This window comes from Streptococcus oralis subsp. dentisani, assembly GCF_002096685.1.
GTDB lineage: Bacteria > Bacillota > Bacilli > Lactobacillales > Streptococcaceae > Streptococcus > Streptococcus oralis_AD.
The window spans coordinates 58782-77773 of record NZ_NCVA01000036.1; the positions used below are offsets into that span (position 1 = coordinate 58782).

22 protein-coding genes, 1 pseudogene and 3 riboswitches are annotated in these 18992 nt (G+C 40.8%); of the genes and pseudogenes, 2 read left to right on the top strand and 21 right to left on the bottom strand.

Annotated features, from left to right (window positions below; translation table 11 throughout):
- Positions 1 to 8: 8 nt before the first annotated feature.
- A riboswitch (TPP riboswitch) is annotated at positions 9 to 107 on the top strand.
- Between the two features lie 84 nt (positions 108 to 191).
- The gene (gene thiD / locus B7705_RS01430; RefSeq protein WP_084947115.1) at positions 192 to 983 is read left to right on the top strand and encodes a bifunctional hydroxymethylpyrimidine kinase/phosphomethylpyrimidine kinase; all 792 of its coding nucleotides are present in this window, start codon (positions 192 to 194) and stop codon (positions 981 to 983) included.
- 47 nt (positions 984 to 1030) lie between these two features.
- Here thiD and thiE (B7705_RS01435) read toward each other — a convergent pair whose 3' ends face one another.
- From thiE (B7705_RS01435) to B7705_RS01500, 14 genes are all read right to left on the bottom strand, one after another.
- Positions 1031 to 1663: a thiamine phosphate synthase gene (gene thiE, locus B7705_RS01435; RefSeq protein WP_070799968.1), complete on the bottom strand. Its 633-nt coding sequence runs from the start codon at positions 1661 to 1663 to the stop codon at positions 1031 to 1033.
- On the bottom strand, positions 1656 to 2459 hold the full coding sequence (thiM, locus tag B7705_RS01440) for a hydroxyethylthiazole kinase (protein ID WP_084947118.1): 804 nt from the start codon (positions 2457 to 2459) through the stop codon (positions 1656 to 1658). Before thiM (B7705_RS01440) ends, thiE (B7705_RS01435) begins: the two co-directional genes overlap by 8 nt.
- Positions 2459 to 2983 carry an energy coupling factor transporter S component ThiW gene (gene thiW, locus B7705_RS01445; protein ID WP_001244067.1) on the bottom strand — a complete coding sequence of 175 codons (525 nt, stop codon included), beginning with the start codon at positions 2981 to 2983 and terminating at the stop codon, positions 2459 to 2461. The genes thiM (B7705_RS01440) and thiW overlap by 1 nt, the downstream gene beginning before the upstream one ends.
- 3 nt (positions 2984 to 2986) lie before the next feature.
- Complete coding sequence (tenA, locus tag B7705_RS01450) at positions 2987 to 3679, bottom strand: thiaminase II (protein ID WP_061588317.1); 693 nt, start codon at positions 3677 to 3679, stop codon at positions 2987 to 2989.
- Positions 3680 to 3689: 10 nt separating this feature from the next.
- Positions 3690 to 4340, bottom strand: coding sequence for an energy-coupling factor transporter transmembrane component T (locus B7705_RS01455; protein WP_084947122.1), 651 nt, complete (start codon positions 4338 to 4340; stop codon positions 3690 to 3692).
- Between the two features lies 1 nt (position 4341).
- Positions 4342 to 5727, bottom strand: a complete 1386-nt coding sequence (locus B7705_RS01460) for an ATP-binding cassette domain-containing protein (protein ID WP_084947125.1) — start codon at positions 5725 to 5727, stop codon at positions 4342 to 4344.
- The gene (locus B7705_RS01465) at positions 5728 to 6288 is read right to left on the bottom strand and encodes an ECF transporter S component (RefSeq protein ID WP_162284860.1); all 561 of its coding nucleotides are present in this window, start codon (positions 6286 to 6288) and stop codon (positions 5728 to 5730) included.
- 148 nt (positions 6289 to 6436) lie between these two features.
- Positions 6437 to 6525: riboswitch (TPP riboswitch) on the bottom strand.
- 213 nt (positions 6526 to 6738) lie between these two features.
- Positions 6739 to 7368 carry a thiamine phosphate synthase gene (gene thiE, locus B7705_RS01470; protein WP_033605926.1) on the bottom strand — a complete coding sequence of 210 codons (630 nt, stop codon included), beginning with the start codon at positions 7366 to 7368 and terminating at the stop codon, positions 6739 to 6741.
- A gap of 1 nt (position 7369) precedes the next feature.
- Positions 7370 to 8152: a hydroxyethylthiazole kinase gene (gene thiM, locus B7705_RS01475; protein ID WP_033605927.1), complete on the bottom strand. Its 783-nt coding sequence runs from the start codon at positions 8150 to 8152 to the stop codon at positions 7370 to 7372.
- Between the two features lie 127 nt (positions 8153 to 8279).
- A complete protein-coding gene (locus B7705_RS01480; protein ID WP_084947130.1) occupies positions 8280 to 8948 on the bottom strand; it encodes a TenA family protein in 669 nt (222 codons plus the stop codon).
- A gap of 215 nt (positions 8949 to 9163) precedes the next feature.
- Positions 9164 to 9252, bottom strand: a riboswitch (TPP riboswitch).
- 148 nt (positions 9253 to 9400) lie between these two features.
- The gene (gene lctO / locus B7705_RS01485; RefSeq protein ID WP_000120723.1) at positions 9401 to 10537 is read right to left on the bottom strand and encodes an L-lactate oxidase; all 1137 of its coding nucleotides are present in this window, start codon (positions 10535 to 10537) and stop codon (positions 9401 to 9403) included.
- 160 nt (positions 10538 to 10697) lie between these two features.
- Positions 10698 to 11003 carry a hypothetical protein gene (locus B7705_RS10065; protein WP_162838149.1) on the bottom strand — a complete coding sequence of 102 codons (306 nt, stop codon included), beginning with the start codon at positions 11001 to 11003 and terminating at the stop codon, positions 10698 to 10700.
- Positions 11004 to 11023: 20 nt separating this feature from the next.
- The gene (locus B7705_RS10070; RefSeq protein WP_002880183.1) at positions 11024 to 11338 is read right to left on the bottom strand and encodes a hypothetical protein; all 315 of its coding nucleotides are present in this window, start codon (positions 11336 to 11338) and stop codon (positions 11024 to 11026) included.
- 173 nt (positions 11339 to 11511) lie between these two features.
- A complete protein-coding gene (locus B7705_RS01500; protein ID WP_033605930.1) occupies positions 11512 to 12072 on the bottom strand; it encodes a TetR/AcrR family transcriptional regulator in 561 nt (186 codons plus the stop codon).
- 252 nt (positions 12073 to 12324) lie between these two features.
- On the opposite strand from B7705_RS01500, the gene B7705_RS01505 reads away from it, so the two are divergent.
- On the top strand, positions 12325 to 12948 hold the full coding sequence (locus tag B7705_RS01505; protein WP_033605931.1) for a cysteine hydrolase family protein: 624 nt from the start codon (positions 12325 to 12327) through the stop codon (positions 12946 to 12948).
- 50 nt (positions 12949 to 12998) lie between these two features.
- Here B7705_RS01505 and pyrE read toward each other — a convergent pair whose 3' ends face one another.
- The 7 genes and pseudogenes from pyrE to B7705_RS01540 form a co-directional block, all read right to left on the bottom strand.
- Positions 12999 to 13631: an orotate phosphoribosyltransferase gene (pyrE, locus tag B7705_RS01510; protein WP_061588325.1), complete on the bottom strand. Its 633-nt coding sequence runs from the start codon at positions 13629 to 13631 to the stop codon at positions 12999 to 13001.
- Between the two features lie 33 nt (positions 13632 to 13664).
- Positions 13665 to 14366 carry an orotidine-5'-phosphate decarboxylase gene (gene pyrF, locus B7705_RS01515; RefSeq protein WP_084947132.1) on the bottom strand — a complete coding sequence of 234 codons (702 nt, stop codon included), beginning with the start codon at positions 14364 to 14366 and terminating at the stop codon, positions 13665 to 13667.
- Between the two features lie 246 nt (positions 14367 to 14612).
- Complete coding sequence (locus B7705_RS01520) at positions 14613 to 15761, bottom strand: cell division protein FtsQ/DivIB (RefSeq protein ID WP_084947135.1); 1149 nt, start codon at positions 15759 to 15761, stop codon at positions 14613 to 14615.
- 9 nt (positions 15762 to 15770) lie between these two features.
- Positions 15771 to 16829, bottom strand: coding sequence for a UDP-N-acetylglucosamine--N-acetylmuramyl-(pentapeptide) pyrophosphoryl-undecaprenol N-acetylglucosamine transferase (locus tag B7705_RS01525; RefSeq protein ID WP_084947137.1), 1059 nt, complete (start codon positions 16827 to 16829; stop codon positions 15771 to 15773).
- 1 nt (position 16830) lies between these two features.
- A complete protein-coding gene (murD, locus tag B7705_RS01530; protein WP_084947140.1) occupies positions 16831 to 18183 on the bottom strand; it encodes a UDP-N-acetylmuramoyl-L-alanine--D-glutamate ligase in 1353 nt (450 codons plus the stop codon).
- A gap of 103 nt (positions 18184 to 18286) precedes the next feature.
- A pseudogene (locus B7705_RS01535) lies at positions 18287 to 18463 on the bottom strand (AAA family ATPase); the annotation flags it as partial.
- Between the two features lie 70 nt (positions 18464 to 18533).
- Positions 18534 to 18938: a PaaI family thioesterase gene (locus B7705_RS01540; RefSeq protein WP_084947142.1), complete on the bottom strand. Its 405-nt coding sequence runs from the start codon at positions 18936 to 18938 to the stop codon at positions 18534 to 18536.
- Positions 18939 to 18992 lie beyond the last annotated feature (54 nt).

The following is an 18992-nucleotide window of genomic DNA, read 5'->3' on the forward strand; positions in this document are numbered from 1 at the left end:
AAAAAGAAAACAACCACTAGGGGTGCGTAAAGCTGAGATTAACGACTGTTAGATCCCTTTGACTCAATCTAGGTAATGCTAGCTGATGGAAGTGGAAATGATAATGAGGACTACCTGGTCTTCTATTGCTTTCCTGAAGCAGACTAGCTTGTTCTTAAGAATACAAACTTCAGTTGGTTGGGAGGTTTTAGATGACTTATTTACCCGTTGCTCTAACCATTGCAGGGACTGACCCTAGTGGCGGTGCTGGCATTATGGCTGATTTAAAGTCATTCCAAGCTAGAGATGTCTATGGAATGGCCGTTGTGACCAGTCTTGTCGCTCAAAATACCAGAGGCGTTCAATTAATCGAACACGTCTCCAACCAAATGCTGGAAGCTCAATTGGATAGTGTCTTTTCGGATATCAAGCCTCAGGCTGTAAAAACAGGGATGTTGGCAACTACTGAGATCATGGAGATCATCCAACCCTATCTTAAAAGGCTGGACTGTCCCTATGTGCTTGACCCTGTTATGGTCGCTACGAGTGGGGACACCCTGATTGATTCTAGTGCCAGAGACTACCTAAAAGCAAATCTGCTTCCCCTTGCAACCATTATCACTCCGAATCTTCCTGAGGCAGAAGAGATTGTTGGTTTTTCGATTCATGATCCAGAAGACATGCAGCGTGCTGGTCGCCTGATTATAAAAGAATTTGGTCCTCAGTCGGTGGTCATCAAAGGTGGTCATCTTGAAGGTGGTGCCAAGGATTTTCTTTTTACCAAGGAGGAACAATTTGACTGGGAAAGTCCAAGAATTCAAACCTGTCACACCCATGGTACTGGATGTACCTTTGCTGCTGTGATTACGGCTGAACTAGCCAAGGGCAGAAGCCTTTATCAGGCAGTCGATAAGGCCAAGGCCTTTATCACGAAAGCCATCCAAGACGCTCCTCAACTCGGACATGGTTCTGGCCCAGTCAACCATACAACTTTTAAAGATTAAGAAAAAACTCTCTAGTTCCCGCAATAAGGAAATTAGAGAGTTTTTGATTAGGAAACAATGTCATCTAGCTTTGTTAAAAAGGCTTGCGTTTTTGCCTCAATATCTTCTGCCTGCATCAGATTACGTACGACAGCTACTCCAGCTATACCCGTGCCGATAAGTTGGTCAATATTCTCTGACGTCAAGCCTCCAATAGCAACTACTGGAATGGCGACCGTTTGGCAAATTGTTTTCAAGGTTGAAATCAGAGTGATGGGGGCATTTTCTTTGGTCGTAGTCGGGAAAATGGCTCCTGTTCCCAAGTAATTTGCCCCTCCTTCTTCTGCCTCGAGGGCTCTTTTAACTGTTTTAGCAGTGACACCGAGGATTTTTTCAGGACCCAAGACTTTGCGGGCAACCGAAACTGGTAGTTCATCGTCGCCGATATGCAAACCTGCAGCATCAACTGCGAGACAGACATCCAAACGATCATCGATTATCAAGGGTACCTGATAGGCATCGGTTATTTCCTTGACTTGTTTTGCCAAGTGATAGTATTGATTGGTTGTGAGATTTTTTTCTCGTAATTGGACAATGGTAACACCTGAACGGCAGGCTGTCTCAACTTTTTCAAGAAAGTTTTCCAAGGAATCTTGGTAGCGATTGGTTACTAGATACAGTTTAAGTACTTCTCTATTCATAAAAATCTCCTTTGATGGCTTCTAGCCAGTTTTCATCTCTTTTTAGGAGAGAGAGTTGATTGAGAACTTGGTAACGAAAATCTTCCAATCCCATTCCTTGAACAAGAATTCTCTCAGCAGCGATATTGAGATAAGAGACCGCTAGACAAGAAGCTTCAAAGGCAGTCATTCCTTGGCTAAGAAAAACGGCTGTCAAGGCTCCAACTAAGTCTCCTGTCCCTGTTATCCAGTCTAATTCTGCACAGCCATTTCCCAATACAGCAACTTGATTTTCTGAAACGATGAGGTCCTTGGGGCCAGTGACTAAGAATGACATACCAGAATAGGTCTGACACCAGTCTTTCAAGACTTGAAGCAAATCCTCCGTTTCTTGATCTTTATGGCTAGCGTCAACTCCAACTCCGTGGTGCTTTAATCCAACAAGACTTCGGATTTCTGACATATTTCCTTTAAGGACCGTGGGCTTGTATTCTAAAAGATCTCTGACTAGATCCTTACGAATGGGGGAAGCCGCAACGCCAACTGCATCTACTACCATTGGGAGACAAGCTTGAGCTGCATAAGTAGCTGCCATGCGGATTGCTTTCTCCTTCTCAGCTGACAAATGCCCCAAATTGATGAAGAGAGCCTGACTTTGTTTGGTAAAAGCAAGAACCTCACGAGGGTCATCTGCCATGACAGGTTTAGATCCCAGAGCCAAAATACCATTGGCCAGCATCTCACAGGAAATCTCATTGGTGATGCAGTGAATTAAGGAGCTAGAGCTCAGAGGAAAGGGATTTGTCAATGCTTGCATCAGTCTATCCTTTCTCCAAAGAAATATCCTTGTACTTTTTTAAAGAATTCCTGCTTGATTAAAAATCGAAAGGCAAGAAAAGCTATGGCTGTACCGATCAAGGTCGCTCCGAAAAATCGCGGAGTATAGATAAACCAGCTGAGCTTGGCCGCAGATCCCGTAAAGAGAACCATGACAGGATAGGAAACAATGGAACCGATAATCCCTGTTCCCAAAATCTCTCCTAGGGCAGAATAATGAAATTTTCGACCGTACTTATAAAAGAGACCTGCAAGGAGGGCTCCAAAAGTAGCTCCTGTGAGGGCCAAGGGCGGAATGCCTTGAGTAGACATACGGATAAAGGCTGTGACTGTAGCCATGACCAAGGCATAAACAGGCCCCATCAAGATTCCTGCAAGAATGTTGACTACACTGGACATTGGTGCCATCCCTTCAATTCGAAAGATGGGTGTAAGAACTACGTCAAGGGCAATCATCATGGATAAAATGGTTAATTTGTGAACTTGAAGTCGGTGGTTTCTCATTTTCTATTTCTTCTCTTTTTCTAAGGACTGCAAATCACTCGTCCATGTTTGGTGTTGGTAAGCCATCTCCCAAAACTTGGCTTCCATGTGGACACTGCGGTGGAAGGCCTCTAGCATTTTTTGTTTGTCCGTCTTGTTGCTTTCTCGATAGAGTTGATTGACTAGCGCTTCTTCCTCTTTAATCTGCTGTTCTAACTCATCGGTGATATAGGTCTCAATCCACTGTTGATAAAGAGGATTCGGGGATGGTTTGCGATTAAGTGCCTTGCCCAAATCATGGTATAACCAAGGACATGGGAGCAAACTAGCAAAAGCAATGCCCAAGTTTGGTTCTGCAAACTGTCGATAAATATGAGAAATGTAATGATAACAGGTTGGAGCGATTGGATGTTGCTCCATTTCCTGGTCACTGATTCCTAATTCCTTGAAAAATTGTTGGCGGATAAACAACTCACCATCCACTAGACTCTGGGCATTTTGTTTCAAGAGTTTTTTCATTTCCTCGTTTGAAGTCTTATCAGCCAAGAGGTGATAAGCTTCTGAAAAAGACTTCAGATAGTATGCATCCTGAATCAGGTAATAGCGGAAAATTGAAGGTTCTAACGTTCCCTCTTGTAACTGTAATACAAATGGGTAATGAAAGGAAGCCTGCCAAGCTTCCCTGGATAATTCCATCGCAATATCTGTAAATTCCATAATAACTCCTTTATAAAAACAGACTGGTTTGAAGCAATAAAAAGAAAAGTAGGTAGATCAATTTTGTCCTCTGAGAAATATAAAAAGTCCGATAGCTATTCTCCACCTGTGCATGTTCGTCATATCCGTGCGCAGATAGAGCTCTCAGATAAAGATGGCGCCATCTAAAGACCGTCATCAGAACCTTGCTATAAATCAAGGGCGACCAAACATGCAGTTTTTGACCACGCAATAAGCAAGCTTCCTTGAGAGACTTGATTTCCTGCTGAATGAGGGGAAAGGCATTGAATACTACAATTAAGGCATAGGCCCAAGATCGCGATAACCCCTTTTGAGCCAAGTACAAGAGAAGCTCTTTTAGGGAAATACTAGAAACAAAGACAAGACCAATACAAACCGTCACAAAAGCTCTCGTTCCAAGTATCACTGCCTGCGAAGCATCCCCATGTAACTGTACTGCCCAATAGTTGGTAAAAGATGGTAAAAGGGCGAGCACAAGCATCCAAGCCAACATTTTAAATCGACGGTAATAGAGCAAAAAGAGTATACAAAATGCAGCTACTAAAAGATTAAGAGCAATCGAAGGAATGAAAGATGTTTCCAAGGATAAAATTAGAAAGAAGAGGCTGATAACTGGTGTCTTGGTCGCTACTTTGATCATACTACCTCACCTCCCCTAGAGTATCAATGTTCAGAGATGAGAGAGGTTTGCTGATGGTCACGTCTTGGAGATGACTGAGCCCCTCACTAGTCATCTCAATCCAATAATCGACCACAGAAATCAAGGGATCTAAACGATGGCTAATGATCAAAAAACTTCTTCCTTGATTTCTGTCCTCCAACATCCACTGACAAAAATAATGGCAAGCTCTATCATCCAAACCAGCAAATGGTTCATCTAGCAAAATCACAGACGCCTTGCTGGTAAAGATGGTCAGTAGCTGAAGAATCTTTTGCTGGCCACCACTTAATTGATAGGGACTCTTATCAAGCGCCTGCTCCAGATTAAAATATCGTAAAGCTTGGAGAATCCGTTGATTTCTTTCAGAGTCTGGACTATCTAATTGCAGTTCCTCTCTCAGACTAACTCGGATAAACTGCTTCTCAGCTTCCTGAACAACACCTGTCAGATCACGATACAGACTCTTTTTCTTTTTCAGGACTTTCCCCTTCCAAGTAATGCACCCTTTATACTTTTGAAATTGAAGAATAGAGCGAAAGAGGGTTGATTTCCCGACACCATTGTCACCCAAGATACAGGAAATTCCTTGGTAGAATGTAAAATCCGCAATTGAAAAGAGGGGGCGATGATCCAGCTCACAAATCACACGATCCATATGGTATAGTTCTGGATTAGAAGCAACTTCCTTTGAAGAAACCTGTATCATCTCAGAGGTAGGGATTTGAAACACTTCCCTTAGTTGGCCATCTCTTAGCTCCACCATATGGTCGATATAGACTTCATAGTCCGTTAAATCATGGTCGCACAGGATAACTGTCTTCCCATCAGAGACCAACTCTTTTAGAATCTCCAATATCTCTATCCTACTCTTGCGGTCAATGGAAGCAAAGGGTTCATCCAAGAGATAGACCCTAGGATTCATAGCAAAGAGAACAGCCAAAGCAGCCTTTTGCTTTTCCCCACCTGATAAGTGATGAATTGGACGGTGCAAAATCGCCTTGCAGCGACATTGCTGGACAACCTCTGCTATTTTAGAATCAATTTCCTGAACGGGATGGCCGATATTCTCCAGGGTAAAAATCAGCTCCTCAAACAAGTTCTCCATGGTAAATTGATGATTGGGATTTTGAAAGAGAATGCCAACCGTCTGGACACGTTTGACGATAGAAAGCTGACTGACCTCACTCCCATCTATCAAGACTTGACCACTATAAGGTAAGGAAGTGACCTGGGCAATGATTTGAAAGAGACTGGATTTTCCTGAACCACTGCTCCCAACTAACAAGGTAAAAGTTTGCTCATGAAAAGTAAAATCAATCGGTTCTGAAAAGATTGGGGATTGAATCCCTCTTAATTCCGGGCCCATCTATGCCTTTCCTCCAGCTGCAAACTGATGATAGAGTTTGACAATGGCACGAACCAAAATGGTACAGAAGAAAAAGACGGAAATAAAACGCACCACCAGCAAGGAAAGGACAAAAGGAAGGGAGAAGGCATAGTAACCTAATTTAATGTATTCATAGACAAAGCTAAAAAGGGTAATCCCAATACTATTAGCAGTTAGAGAGAGCCAACTTTCATAACGATTCTTGGTCACAAGAAAGCCAAATTCACTTCCCAAACCTTGAACCAAACCAGACAAAAGAGCGCCTAGACCGAATTGGCTACCATAAAGGACTTCAGCAAGTGCAGCTAGCCCTTCTCCAATCGTTGCACTTCCGACTCTTGGAACAAAGATAGCTGCAATGGGCGCAGCCATACACCAGAGACCAAAGAGGATTTCATTGGCAAAGGCCTGCAAACCAAGAGGGGCTAAGATTAGTGTGAGAATATCAAACAGATAGCCTGAACCCACAAAAACGCCACCAAAAAAGATAGACAAGAAAGCAAGCAAGATAACATCTTTTAACTGCCATTTTTTCAACATAAAAAACTCCTTTTTTAAAGAAAAGTGGGGCATTCAAGGAGAGCTACCTAAACAAGCCTATCCAGTTTGTATAAACAAAAAAACTCCAATTACAATTAAGAATTAGAGTTCACCTTACAAGATTAGACAGTTTCCTTCGACATACGAAAAAAACCTTTTCACATTTCCCTTCGCCAGTCTTAACTGTATCAGGTTCAATGGGTATCATCTCAGCCTAAGGCACCCCAAATGTCTTTATTATTTAATTATATAATTATTTTAACAGACGATTTATTCTAGTTCAAGGAATTGAACTGGAAATACAGCCTTGTACTCAAAAAGACAGCAGATCTTTCTTTTGCAAAAAATAAATGACTTATTTGATGGATTAGCTATTTGAACTGAATCTGGACATATCTTTTTAGAAAAAAGAAAATCCTACTCCCTCAGAATCCAAGGAAAAATTGATGCCTATTGTTCACTCATTTCCCGAACAGTTTTTTCTATATTTTTTGCATACGATATTGCTGAAATGATTGAAACGCCGTCAACATTGGTCTTCATAATATCTTTAATATGTTGCGTCTGTATCCCACCAATTGCAACTAAGGGAATTTGTGGCAATAGTTTTCTCATCAATTTAAGACCTTCATAACCTATAGCACCACCAGCATCATCTTTTGACTGGGTATCAAATACAGGACCAACACCAACATAATCTACATATTCAACTTTTGATTGTTGAAATTCTTCCTCGTTTTTTATAGAAAGACCAATTATTTTATCTGGCATCAATTTTCTAATTTCATCAACACCAAGATCATCCTGTCCTACATGTACACCATCAGCATCAATTTCCATTGCCAAATCAATATCATCATTAACAATAAACGGAACATTGTATTTTTTACAAAGATCCTGTAGTTTAATTGCTAATTCGACTTTTTCTTTACCTTCTAAGGCTCCCTCACCTTTTTCACGGAATTGAAATAAGGTTATACCACCTTTTAAGGCTTCCTCAACGACTCTATATATATCTTTTCCTTGGCAAGTAGTCGTTCCACAAATAAAATATAGTTTTAGTAATTCTTTATGAAACATCTTACTTCACTCTTTTGAATTCCTTTACATCTTCGTCTGTAATCTCGTATAAGGCATTTATAAATTCAACTTTAAATGTTCCAGGAAGATGCCCATTTGGACGTTTTTCTGCCATTTCTCCAGCGATATTGTAAACCAACATTGCTGTTTCTAATGATTTCAATTCTTGACCTTTTTCAAGTCCGATAAAGCTTGCTACTACAGCACCTAATAAGCATCCTGTCCCAATAACTTTTGGCATCATGGCACTACCATTATGAATCGTTACAACTTCTCCATTAACCGCAATGGCATCCACTTCACCTGTTACTACTATTGGAATATTGAACTTTTTATTTGCTGCTAGAGCAATTTCATCAATATTATCTACGCCTGCACTATCTACTCCTTTAGATGCCACATTTATTCCTACTAAAGAGGCAATCTCGCCAGCATTTCCCCTAATCGCTGCCAGTTTGTAATTATTGATTAGATCATCTGCTACTTTTTTTCTATATTCTCCTGCTCCACAGGCTACAGGATCTAAAACTGCAGGAACATTATATTTTTCAGCAATTTTTAGTGCCTCTTGGTACAGCTTCCAATTATTATCCGTTAAAGTCCCAATGTTAATCAATAATCCTCCAGCATATTTTAATAGATCTTCTAAGTCTGCTGGGTACTCGCTCATAGCTGGTGAGGCACCCAGTGCTACTAATCCATTTGCTGTAAAGTTTTTTACAACATCATTGGTGATACAGATTACTAATGGTGCTTTTTCTTTTAATAATTTTAAACTTGTCATATTGAAATCCTTCCTTTTCACTTTATACGATCTACTGATTTCGATTTATCTCTATCTTTCGTTAAGAAATTTTTCAGTTACATTGAATGATTTACCTCATCAAATTTGTCAGTATCCTGAACTTTCCCTAAGCATCATAACCAATATCAAAAAAGGCTAATTCTAAAGCGACTGCTTGGTTCCAGCGTTGCTTAAGTTCTGTCAAATCTTCTCGACCTTTTCCGACACGATTGAGTTCGTCAACCAGAAATTGAACCCACTCTGCAAAGAAAGGACCTCTGTGGAGATTAATCCATTCCGAATGAATATAGGCTTCAGGTAGAGCCAAATCTTTAGAACCCCAGTCTAAATAGAGACCTTCTCCAATGACCAGCATGACTAAAAGATGGGCATAGTCTGATGATGATACAGCAGAATACATAAGCTCCTGAAAGACTTTTGTTACAGGATGCAAGGTCACTTCCAGATAATCATTCTCAGATACTTTTAAATCTTTGAAAGCTTTTTGGAAATAACCGTCTTCATCTGCTTCAAGAAAGCCTAGTTGCTTGGCAAAACGAAGCTTGGATTCAAGCTGGTCTGCGTGGGCTACGCAAGCACCCAGCATGGATAAGAAGGCATCAAAGAAGTGATAATCTTGAATTAGGTAGTCTTTTAAGACCTTATTCTCAATTGTCCCCGCAAAAAGTTCCTTAACAAAACGATGATTGATTGCAGCCTGCCAATCCTTCTGACTGCTTTTTAATAATTCTCCAACAGTCAAACCTGGCTGAAATGCATAGTCTTGTCTTTCCATATTTACTTTTCCTCTCTTTACTCGTTCGTAATCAACAAAACATCAAGAAAATCCTAGTTTTACTTGACCTTTTTAAAGAAAATCAAGGGCGTTCAAGAAAAGCTACCTAAATGCTTTGTATCACCTTCATCCAGTTTATATAAACAAAAAAACTCCAATTACAATCAAGAATTAGAGTTTAGCTTACAAGATTAGATCGTTCATTTCGCCATACGAAAAAACGTTTCACATTTCCCTTCGCCAGTCTTAACTGTATCAGGTTCAATGGGTATCATCTCAGCCTAAAGCACCCCAAATGTCTTTATTATTTAATTACTGCACCAGTATAGCAAAAAATGAAAGCCCTAGCAAGATATTTGACTGAAAAATATATTTATATAGATTTCAATGGTGATTTATTCTTCCTATAGACGAAGAAAAACCTCCACATCAAGTGGAGGCAAGCTATTTTATCAATACAATTTTAAGTCACGAGGGTCAACTGGGAAGGTTGGATTGTATGGGTTGTGACGGAGTTTGAAGTGTTTGACATCTTCAATAGTCTGAGTTCCAGATAACTGCATAACTGTCTTCAATTCTGCATTCAAGTGTTCAAAGACTTGACGCACACCAACACTACCGCCGAGAGCCAAGCCATAGATAACCGGGCGGCCAATAGCTACCAAGTCTGCTCCTGAAGCCAAGGCTTTAAAGACGTGTTGGCCACGACGAATACCAGAGTCAAAGACAATTGGTACGCGTTTGTCAACTGCTTCTGCTACTTCTTGAAGTGAGTCAAAGGCAGCTGGCCCACCGTCGATTTGACGGCCACCATGGTTGGTTACCCAGATACCAGAAGCTCCAGCAGCAAGCGAACGTTCAACGTCCTCACGGCATTGTGGCCCCTTGACATAAACAGGAAGTCCTGAGTATTCAGCGATAAATTCTACATCTCGTGGAGATAGGCGCTGTTTAGCTGATTTGTAAACAAAGTCCATTGATTTACCAGCACCTTCTGGCAGGTATTCTTCAACAATCGGCATGCCAACTGGGAAGACAAAACCATTACGCTTATCGACCTCACGATTGCCCCCTACCGTAGCATCAGCCGTCAAGACAATCGCTTTATAACCTTCAGCCTTCACACGGTCCATGATGTGGCGATTGATACCATCATCTTTACTAAAGTAAAACTGGAACCAATGAGGTGTCCCTTGAAGGGCTTCCGTAATTTCTGGAAGGTCGACAGTAGAGTAAGAGCTGGTTGTATAGAGAGAACCAAACTCATGCACACCACGCGCAGTCGCCACTTCACCCTGTTCATTTGCCAATTTATGAGCCGCAACAGGCGCCATAATGATTGGTGAAGACAATTTTTCGCCTGCAAATTCAATCTCTGTACTTGGATTTTCTACATTGCAAAGTGTATGAGGAACGATGAGTTTGTGGTTAAAGGCACGAATATTCTCACGCAAAGTGAAAGTATCCTCCGCCCCACTAGCGATATAGCCAAATGCTGCTTTAGGAATAACTTGTTGCGCCATTGGCTCCAAATCATAGGTATTGATGAAATCTACATGACCTTCTGCATTGCTTGTTTTGTATGACATAAAATGTCCTCCTTGATAAGTAAGCGTTTACTTTGTATATTACAAAAAATATTCTAACTCTTTTTTCAAAATTTTTCAAATATTTTGTTTGGAAATTTCATGCTTTCAATCATTTTACAGAGATAATTAAAAATGATGAACTTTCTTAAGTTATGGAAATTCAAATAATCTTTTCATTTTCTAATACTTTATCATCAAATTGTTCAGCTAGTATAGTTGCTGAGTGATAAAGTTCCTTTGCTTTATTTTTATCATTTTCAAAATAAAGATAGCACTTAGCTTCAAATACTGAAATTCCAGATTTATAGACTTGCAACATTGTTACTGATAAAATTTCATTCATCTTTTTTACTAGAGATATCATATGCTTATAGTCACTATGAACAACATAAACACCCGCTATGGCACAAAGAACTGATAGTAGCTCTACATTATACATTTCATCACTAACTAATTGCTGTTTCAACAACTTAATCCGAAAATCATCTAATGCTCTCTTCTATAAATCAAGTCTTGACATTGCATAGCAAAATAATCAATTAATAGTAAATCATTGAATGTGTAAACTTGCTTTAGTGTTACTTGCTTAAAATAATCATCAAAAATATCTTCAGCGAAACTACCTGTCCCTGTCCTTATCAAGTCTAATATTCTTTCAATCAAGTCTAGACTCAGCAACTCTTCCTCAGGAAGAGCTAGTTCTTTATTTTCAAGAAAAGTATCTATCGGAACTTCTAATCGCTTAGATAAATATTGTAACTTAGTAATTGTTGGCAAGGATTGCCCAAGCTCAGTACGCATCAGCTGTTTGATTATTAAGTCAGCTTCTGTCCACAGACCTCTTCTCTCGTCAATTTGTGACGTTCATGTTCCTGTCTTACTCTATGACCAATTTCAGTTTTAATATCTGTTGTCATTCTTACCTCTTAACCACAATCCATAAATTAACATACTTTTAATTCTTCGGCTAAAAATTAACAATAATTCTTTTTCAAATCCGTCATATTATTTTCCAAAACTTGGATGTCTTGGCTGACTTTGAGAATGACAATGCTTCCTTGAATACTGGAGATGACTTGACGGGCCTGCAACTGCGCCCGCTCTTCTGACCAGTCAGCATGCAGGTCTTGCAAGAGGCTGGCTAACTTCTCTGTCCACTGGGTCATAAAATCATTGAGAGGAAAGCGGAAGTTCTCATCTTCTGTGGACAATTCCACAATCAGATTACCAATTGGGCAACCATAAAAGACCGTCTGACTTTCATGAAATTGACAAACCCAGTCAATCATATCCGAAAACTTGTCACTGTCAGACTTGTCTGCTTCAAAAATATCTTCAAAAAGCTCTTTTCGCCAATTTGCTAAAATATCTTGAATGACCGTCAAACCAATTTCCTTCTTAGATTTGAAATAATAATAAAGCTGCCCCTTGCCAACATCAGCTGCCTCCATGATGTCACTGATGGAGGTGGCCACATAACCCTTCTGATAAATCAATTTCTCAGCACTTTGTAAAATACGCTCTTTAACACTCATCTGCTCACCTCTCTTTTTCCTATTATAGCAGATTCAGAGCCTGAAACCAAACAATTGAAACCACCTCCTTTTGCCACTGTTTTATCATTAAAATTTTTGTTCTGAGCAAATTAATTTACAAATTCAATTTTAGATGTTATTATAATTGTACCGAATGGTCAGTATATAACTAAAACTACCATTTGGAAAATCATCAAACTAACAGTCTAAATTCCTATTGGCTGTTAATCAAATCATATTAGGAGGAACCTCATGTTCAATCAGAAAAATGTCGCATTTGTTATCACAGACCCACAAGTTGAATTCCTAAAACATACTGGTAAAGGATTCGGAGCAACTAAAGACGTTCTTGAAAAAGTTAATACTATTGAAAATCTGACAAAGCTTTTCGCTCTTGCTCAAGAGCGTGGCTACAAGCGTTTTATCTCACCGCACTACTTCTATCCACACGATCACAAGTGGCAATTTAAAGCTGCTGGTGAAACGATGATGATTGAAAACGAAATGTTTTGGCGTGATAGCCAGTATTCAGCAATTCCAGAAGGCTCTGGAGCAGATATGATTGAAGAGATTAAACCATTTTTGGATGAAGATACTATTGTTGTCAACGGACATAAAATCTTTGGCCCAGAAAGCAACGACCTTAACCTTCAACTCCGCAAAAATGGTATCGACACCGTCATCTTGGCTGGTATGAATGCTAATCTCTGCGTGGATTCACATATGCGTGAACTCATAGAATTAGGCTACAATGTCATTGTTGTTAACGATGCTGTCGGTGCTCCAGGTGAAGAAGCCTACCAAGCTGCCCTGACAAACTATGGCTACATTGCCAACCAAGTTTTGACAACTGAGGAAGTTATCGCTCAACTTTAGTATTAAAAACAAAATCAGGTAATCCTATCGACTACCTGATTTTCTATGTTTTAAGCGTTTTGCCAATTTTCTTGGTCTTCTTTAAAGCGTTTTAGAAGGTCGAGTCCTTCTGGTGTGATATATCCTTCTTCTTGGGCTAGGTGAATGAGTTCACTGTAGTTCGAAAGCGTCACAAGTTTGACACCTGCATCTGAGAAGTTCTTATCTGCTTTTGGCAATTGATAACTGAAAATCGCTACAACTCCAAGCACATCTGCTCCTTCTCGTTTAGCGGCCGCTACTGCTTCAAGAACAGAACCACCTGTTGAAATAAGGTCTTCAACCACTACCATTTTTTGCCCTTGAGCTACACGGCCTTCAATTTGATTACCAGCTCCGTGGTCTTTTGGTTTGCTACGGATGTAGGCAAAAGGCAAGTTCATCTTATCAGCAATGATAGCTCCGTGTGGAATCCCTGCTGTCGCAGTTCCTGCAATCACTTCTACCTCAGGAAAAGTTTCTTTGATAGCTTCCACAAAGCCATTTTCAATTAGGGTACGAGTTTCTGGATAGGCTAATGTCACACGATTATCAGTGTAAATCGGTGACTTGATACCAGATGCCCAAGTGAAAGGCTCCTCTGGTTTGAGGTAAACGGCTTGGATTTTCAAGAGGTGGCTAGCGATATCTTTAGCAAGTGTCATGGTATTCTCCTTTTATTTTTATAATCTATTTCTTTAATTTCTGTCTTGGTTCCATTCATCCTTGATAGCATGATAAGCTACAACAGGATCCTCAGCTTGGGTAATAGGACGTCCCACTACGATATAGTCACTACCGATTTGATAGGCGTCCGCTGGCGTCATGACACGTTTTTGGTCTCCTACCGCAGCTCCCGCTGGACGAATTCCCGGTGTCAAACAGATAAAATCTTTGCTTGTTGCTTCTTTGATAAGCTTGACTTCCTGAGCTGAGCAAACGACACCATCCAAGCCCGCTTCAGCTGTCTTCTTGGCATAGTGAATCACAGACTCTTGCAGGCTGGTTTGGATATTTTGAAAATCCTGCATCTGGCTTTCCGACGTTGATGTAAGCTGGGTCACAGCGATCAATTTGGCTTGTGTCCCCAGACCTTCACGCGCAGCCTTCATCATCTCTACACCACCAGCAGCATGAACATTGGTCATTTCTACACCAAGCTGAGATAAGACCTTCATGGCAGATTTGACTGTATTTGGAATGTCATGTAGCTTGAGATCCAGAAAGACACTATGTCCCAATGATTTAAAATAGCGGACAACTTCCGGACCCTCCGCATAATAAAGCTCCATTCCCACTTTTAGATAAAGACTTTCTTCTGCTGGGAAAAGAGATAAAAATTCCTTGACTGCCTCAAAACTAGGAAAATCAAGAGCAATAACTGGACGATGTTCACGCATACTTTTCTCCTTTTACCTTTGCGAGCAAGAGAGTATGGTCAAAAACAAACCACGAAAAAAGGAACCTGCCAACAGTAAGGTTCCACGAAAAATGGGTAGTCTCCACCCTTTCACCGTCTAACCTTAGCTGCCTCTCTGGACTGCTTTAAAGGTTTTTTTCTATTCTATTATTTATAGTAGGACTTGTCAAGCAAAAACTTGAAACTGGACTTCTATACCATTCAAAAATCAAGAGAAAAAGTTAGTCTACCGACTCTGTAATTGCTGGCTCGTTTGACTTCCCTGTTCTTCTTGTTTTTTCTTTTCTTCTTCCTGTTTTTTCTTCTCAGCTTCCTTGGCCTCTTGTTTGGCTTTTTCCTCAGCCTCTTCTATCAGTTTATCCGCTATCGTATAGCTGTATACTCCAGCTTCCATATCGACTACACTCGGTTCTGTCAATTGTGGCTTGATTTTGCTGTAATAAGGCAATTTCTTACTCAATTCTGACAAGGGAACCAAAATCTCATCTGTGTCCAGCATAGTAATTTTTAAAAGATCTGCTGTTGCCTTGCTTGGCGCTAATTCGATTTTCTGGATTTGACTCTTGATATCCTCACTGATGGTAGACAATCCTGTAATCAGTTCTTTCACCTGCTGCTCGTCATTAAAGGTAACTGTCAGATAAGTCTCAGGCAAGTTTAAGCGATTTACAGGAGTTGACTCAACCGCACCACTAGAAAGAATTGGATAATACTCTTCACCAGACACATAATAACCGACAATATCAAACTCCTTAACCTCAATCGTAAAGTTAGTCGGAAATTGATAGTTAATCTTCGCTGATTCTATCCAATGGTTGGACTTGATTCGCTCAGCGTATGTTTTCTTATCCAACAATAGAGCTAAAGTATAATTACTATCCTGAATCCCAGAAATCTGTTTAATGTCATCCGCTTGGGTCTGGACATTTCCCTTAACCTCGATATGCTTGATAGTCGAAAGAGGGGTCAAGAGATAGATAGAAAGGAGGAGAACCAGAACACTCGGCACCAAGATACTAACTGCCCGCCAAATATGAATAGGAGCAATTTTAGGCTTGGCAGGTTTTTCTGGTTTTTCTTTTTTCTTCTTTTCTTTTTCTTCTTTGACTTTAGGGTTATCCTTTTGAGATTTTTCTTCTTTTTCGGATGGTTCCTTGCTTGGACTTGTAGCTTCCTCGTCTGACTCACTCGATGATTTTTTGACTTCTTCTAGTAGTTTCGAGCTAGCTTCCTTTCGAGCTTGTTTTTCCTTTTCCTTCTCTTCAGCTAGGGCAGCTTCTTCCTCAGCCTTCTTCTTAAGGTATTCCTGGTTTCGTTTCTGCCATTCAGACAATTCTTGCTTCTGGTTTGATTCTTTTTTCTTATCCTTTGACATTGGTTTTCCTTATGCTAGGTCTTTTCTTAGTAGATCGTAAAAATCCTCAAGAGATTTCAATTCAGTCGAAGCTTTCATGCTAGCTTGGTATTGGTCCTTGTGACTAAGCAAGTGACAAAGTTTCTCCTCCAAGCTTTCCAAGGTCAGGTCACTTTCTTGAAGTTCTTCTGCGTAGCCTTTCTTAACAAAGTAGGCTGCATTTTCAATCTGATCTCCTCGACTTGCTTCACGACCCAATGGTACGATAAGATGGAGTTTCGCCATGGCCAAGAGCTCAAAAATCGTATTGGCACCACCACGCGTTACCACCACATCTGCCATCTCCATCAAGGGTTGATAGAGATCCGTCACATAGTCAACACGAAAGAGATTTTGACTCAACTCATTGAGGCTTGAATCTCCAGTGAGATTGATAATATTGTAGCGTTCTGTCAGTTCTTGCTTATGATCAGTCACCAATTGGTTAAAGACACGAGCTCCTGCAGAACCACCGACAAACAATACAGTTGGCAATTTAGGATCAAAGTGGGTTTGGATATCCACCAATTCATCTGGTTCAGGAATTTTTTGGTCTGAGACCTTGGTCACAGCCCCCACATGCTCGACCTTTACGAGACCAGCAGCCTGCTCAAAGGTTGAATACATCTTAGTCGCAAATTTATAGGCAATTTTATTGGCCAAGCCCATAGACAGGTCCGATTCGTGAATAAAGACAGGCACTCCTGACACTCGCGCTGCTATAACCGGCGGTACAGAGACAAATCCTCCCTTAGAAAAAAGAGCCTGTGGACGCAGTCGTAACATGATAAAGAGGGATTGGACAATTCCCCAACCAACTTTAAACACGTCCAGCATATTTTGCCAAGAGAAATAGCGACGCAACTTCCCAGTCGCAATGGAGTGGAAGGTCACATTCAAGCCTGACTTGAGAATTTCTTGGTGTTCGATTCCGTGTTTATCCCCGATATAATGAACTTCCCAGCCGTCTTCGATGAACTTAGGCATTAACAAAAGGTTGAGAGTGACATGTCCAACCGTCCCCCCACCTGTAAAGACAATTTTTTTCATATTATTCCTTTAACTCCGCTACTGTGTCGATAAAGAGGTCGCCACGTACTTCAAAGTTAGCATACATATCCCAGCTAGCATTGGCAGGACTGAGGAGAACCACGTCTCCTTGAGTCGCAAGCTCATAGGCCTTGCGGGTCGCATCTGCAATATCTATCGCATCTACATAAGCCACACCAGCCTTATCTGCTGCCCGTTTGACACGTTCTGCAGACTGACCGAGGATGACCATCTTCTTGAGGCCAGTGATATCTGGCACCAGCTCGTCAAATTCATTTCCACGGTCCAAACCACCTGCAATCAAGATAACCTTACTATTGTCAAATCCTGACAAGGCTTTTTGAGTTGCCAAGATATTAGTTGACTTGCTATCATTATAGAATTTGACACCCTGAATTTCATCCACAAATTGGAGACGGTGTTTCACACCACCAAAAGCTGACAAGACTTCTTTGATGGTTTGATTGTCCACACCACGAAGCTTGGCTACAGCAATAGTAGCAAGGGCATTTTCTACATTGTGGCTACCTGGAACACCGATTTCACTAGCTGCCATGACCACTTCCCCACGGAAGTAGAGTTGACCATCTTCCAGATAAGCTCCATCAACCTTTTCAAGTGTTGAAAATGGAACAACAGTGGCTTGTGTTTTAGTAGCCAATTCTTTTGCCAAATCTTGGTTAAAGTTCAAAACAAGAAAATCAGCTGCTGTCATCTTGTTCTGGATATTCCACTTAGCTGCTACATATTCCTCAAAAGAACCATGGTAGTCGATATGAGTGGGCATAAGGTTGGTAATGACCGCAATCTCAGGATGGAATTCTTGAACACCCATCAGTTGGAAAGAAGAAAGTTCCATGACAAGCGTGTCCTTGACTGTCGCAGTTTGAGCCACTTGACTTGCAGGATAGCCGATATTCCCTGATAAGAGACCATGTTGACCGGCAGCAGTTAAAACTTCCCCAATCATCGTCGTTGTGGTTGTTTTCCCATTTGAACCAGTGATACCGATAATCGGCGCTTCTGAGATCAAGTAAGCCAACTCCACCTCAGTCAAGACTGGAATCCCCTTTGCCAAAGCCTTTTCAATCATGGGATTGCTATAAGGAATCCCTGGATTTTTCACCATCAGAGCAAACTCTTCATCCAAGAGCTCCAAAGGATGCCCACCAGTGACAACCTTGATTCCCTCTTCTAGCAAACTTTGTGCAGCAGGATTTTCCTCAAAAGGCTTGCCGTCATTTACTGTCACAATAGCTCCCAGCTTGTCCAACAAACGGGCCGCAGACTCACCAGACTTAGCCAAACCTAAAACAAGGACTTTCTTATTTTTAAATTGATCGATTACTTTCATGTCTCAAACTCCATTTCTACTCCTACTATTTTACCATTTTTACGGAAATAAAAAAGCCACAAAGTGAATTTGTGACCCTTTCTTCTGACTTAATGTTCTCTTATCATCGATGAGATAAATCGGTAACTCGAATGACTTGGTCCACTTGCTCCCAAATCAGAGGATTGTGGGTCGCAATAATAATCGTTCGATTCGGATTTTTTAATGATTCTAGGATAGAAAGTAATTCCTCAGAGTTTTTGGGGTCTAGTGAAGCGGTTGGTTCATCTGCGAGAATCAAAACTAACCTGCACTCCAAAAGTTCGACAAAAAATATCTAACCCTTAGAGTGCAGGTCAACTCTCAGTACTTTATATCCCTACCTGTCTTTCTGCTGACCGCTGGCCTGTGACAAACATGGTAAAGGTGGCTTTGCAGACATTTCTGCCTTCTTGATTGGTGATATCCACATCCACGACACAGGTTGTGCGACCATGATGGACACATTCTCCTTTAATGGTCAACACGTCGTCGAGTTTTCCAGCCTTGAGGTAGTTGATAGAGGAATGAAGCGTCACTCCATCAAGCCCCAGCGAGATAACCACTAGACCACTAATCTGGTCACAAAGGGTGAAGAGATAGCCTCCATGGGCATTGCCATAGTAATTGAGCGACGAGTCCACTACTTTTGTCGTCACCACAACATGACCGTCTCTCATTTTTTCTATTTCGTAATTTTCAAAAGCAGATATAGCGTCAAAATGAAAATCTTTCATCGTTTCCTCCTGATAGTTCAAACGACACTATGATACTACTTTTTATAGGACTGT

What these genes read in the sequence shown, in the direction of transcription:
- tenA (WP_061588317.1), bottom strand. Translation starts at nt 3,679, where the DNA reads ATGGAATTTACAGATATTGCGATGGAATTATCCAGGGAAGCTTGGCAG.
- B7705_RS01505 (WP_033605931.1), top strand. Translation starts at nt 12,325, where the DNA reads ATGTTCAATCAGAAAAATGTCGCATTTGTTATCACAGACCCACAAGTT.
- B7705_RS10070 (WP_002880183.1), bottom strand. Translation starts at nt 11,338, where the DNA reads ATGCGTACTGAGCTTGGGCAATCCTTGCCAACAATTACTAAGTTACAA.
- thiE (WP_070799968.1), bottom strand. Translation starts at nt 1,663, where the DNA reads ATGAATAGAGAAGTACTTAAACTGTATCTAGTAACCAATCGCTACCAA.
- B7705_RS01460 (WP_084947125.1), bottom strand. Translation starts at nt 5,727, where the DNA reads ATGGGCCCGGAATTAAGAGGGATTCAATCCCCAATCTTTTCAGAACCG.
- pyrF (WP_084947132.1), bottom strand. Translation starts at nt 14,366, where the DNA reads ATGCGTGAACATCGTCCAGTTATTGCTCTTGATTTTCCTAGTTTTGAG.
- B7705_RS01525 (WP_084947137.1), bottom strand. Translation starts at nt 16,829, where the DNA reads ATGAAAAAAATTGTCTTTACAGGTGGGGGGACGGTTGGACATGTCACT.
- B7705_RS01520 (WP_084947135.1), bottom strand. Translation starts at nt 15,761, where the DNA reads ATGTCAAAGGATAAGAAAAAAGAATCAAACCAGAAGCAAGAATTGTCT.
- thiM (WP_084947118.1), bottom strand. Translation starts at nt 2,459, where the DNA reads ATGCAAGCATTGACAAATCCCTTTCCTCTGAGCTCTAGCTCCTTAATT.
- thiE (WP_033605926.1), bottom strand. Translation starts at nt 7,368, where the DNA reads ATGTTTCATAAAGAATTACTAAAACTATATTTTATTTGTGGAACGACT.
- B7705_RS01540 (WP_084947142.1), bottom strand. Translation starts at nt 18,938, where the DNA reads ATGAAAGATTTTCATTTTGACGCTATATCTGCTTTTGAAAATTACGAA.
- pyrE (WP_061588325.1), bottom strand. Translation starts at nt 13,631, where the DNA reads ATGACACTTGCTAAAGATATCGCTAGCCACCTCTTGAAAATCCAAGCC.
- thiD (WP_084947115.1), top strand. Translation starts at nt 192, where the DNA reads ATGACTTATTTACCCGTTGCTCTAACCATTGCAGGGACTGACCCTAGT.
- thiW (WP_001244067.1), bottom strand. Translation starts at nt 2,983, where the DNA reads ATGAGAAACCACCGACTTCAAGTTCACAAATTAACCATTTTATCCATG.
- B7705_RS01465 (WP_162284860.1), bottom strand. Translation starts at nt 6,288, where the DNA reads ATGTTGAAAAAATGGCAGTTAAAAGATGTTATCTTGCTTGCTTTCTTG.
- B7705_RS01500 (WP_033605930.1), bottom strand. Translation starts at nt 12,072, where the DNA reads ATGAGTGTTAAAGAGCGTATTTTACAAAGTGCTGAGAAATTGATTTAT.
- murD (WP_084947140.1), bottom strand. Translation starts at nt 18,183, where the DNA reads ATGAAAGTAATCGATCAATTTAAAAATAAGAAAGTCCTTGTTTTAGGT.
- B7705_RS01455 (WP_084947122.1), bottom strand. Translation starts at nt 4,340, where the DNA reads ATGATCAAAGTAGCGACCAAGACACCAGTTATCAGCCTCTTCTTTCTA.
- B7705_RS01480 (WP_084947130.1), bottom strand. Translation starts at nt 8,948, where the DNA reads ATGGAAAGACAAGACTATGCATTTCAGCCAGGTTTGACTGTTGGAGAA.
- lctO (WP_000120723.1), bottom strand. Translation starts at nt 10,537, where the DNA reads ATGTCATACAAAACAAGCAATGCAGAAGGTCATGTAGATTTCATCAAT.
- thiM (WP_033605927.1), bottom strand. Translation starts at nt 8,152, where the DNA reads ATGACAAGTTTAAAATTATTAAAAGAAAAAGCACCATTAGTAATCTGT.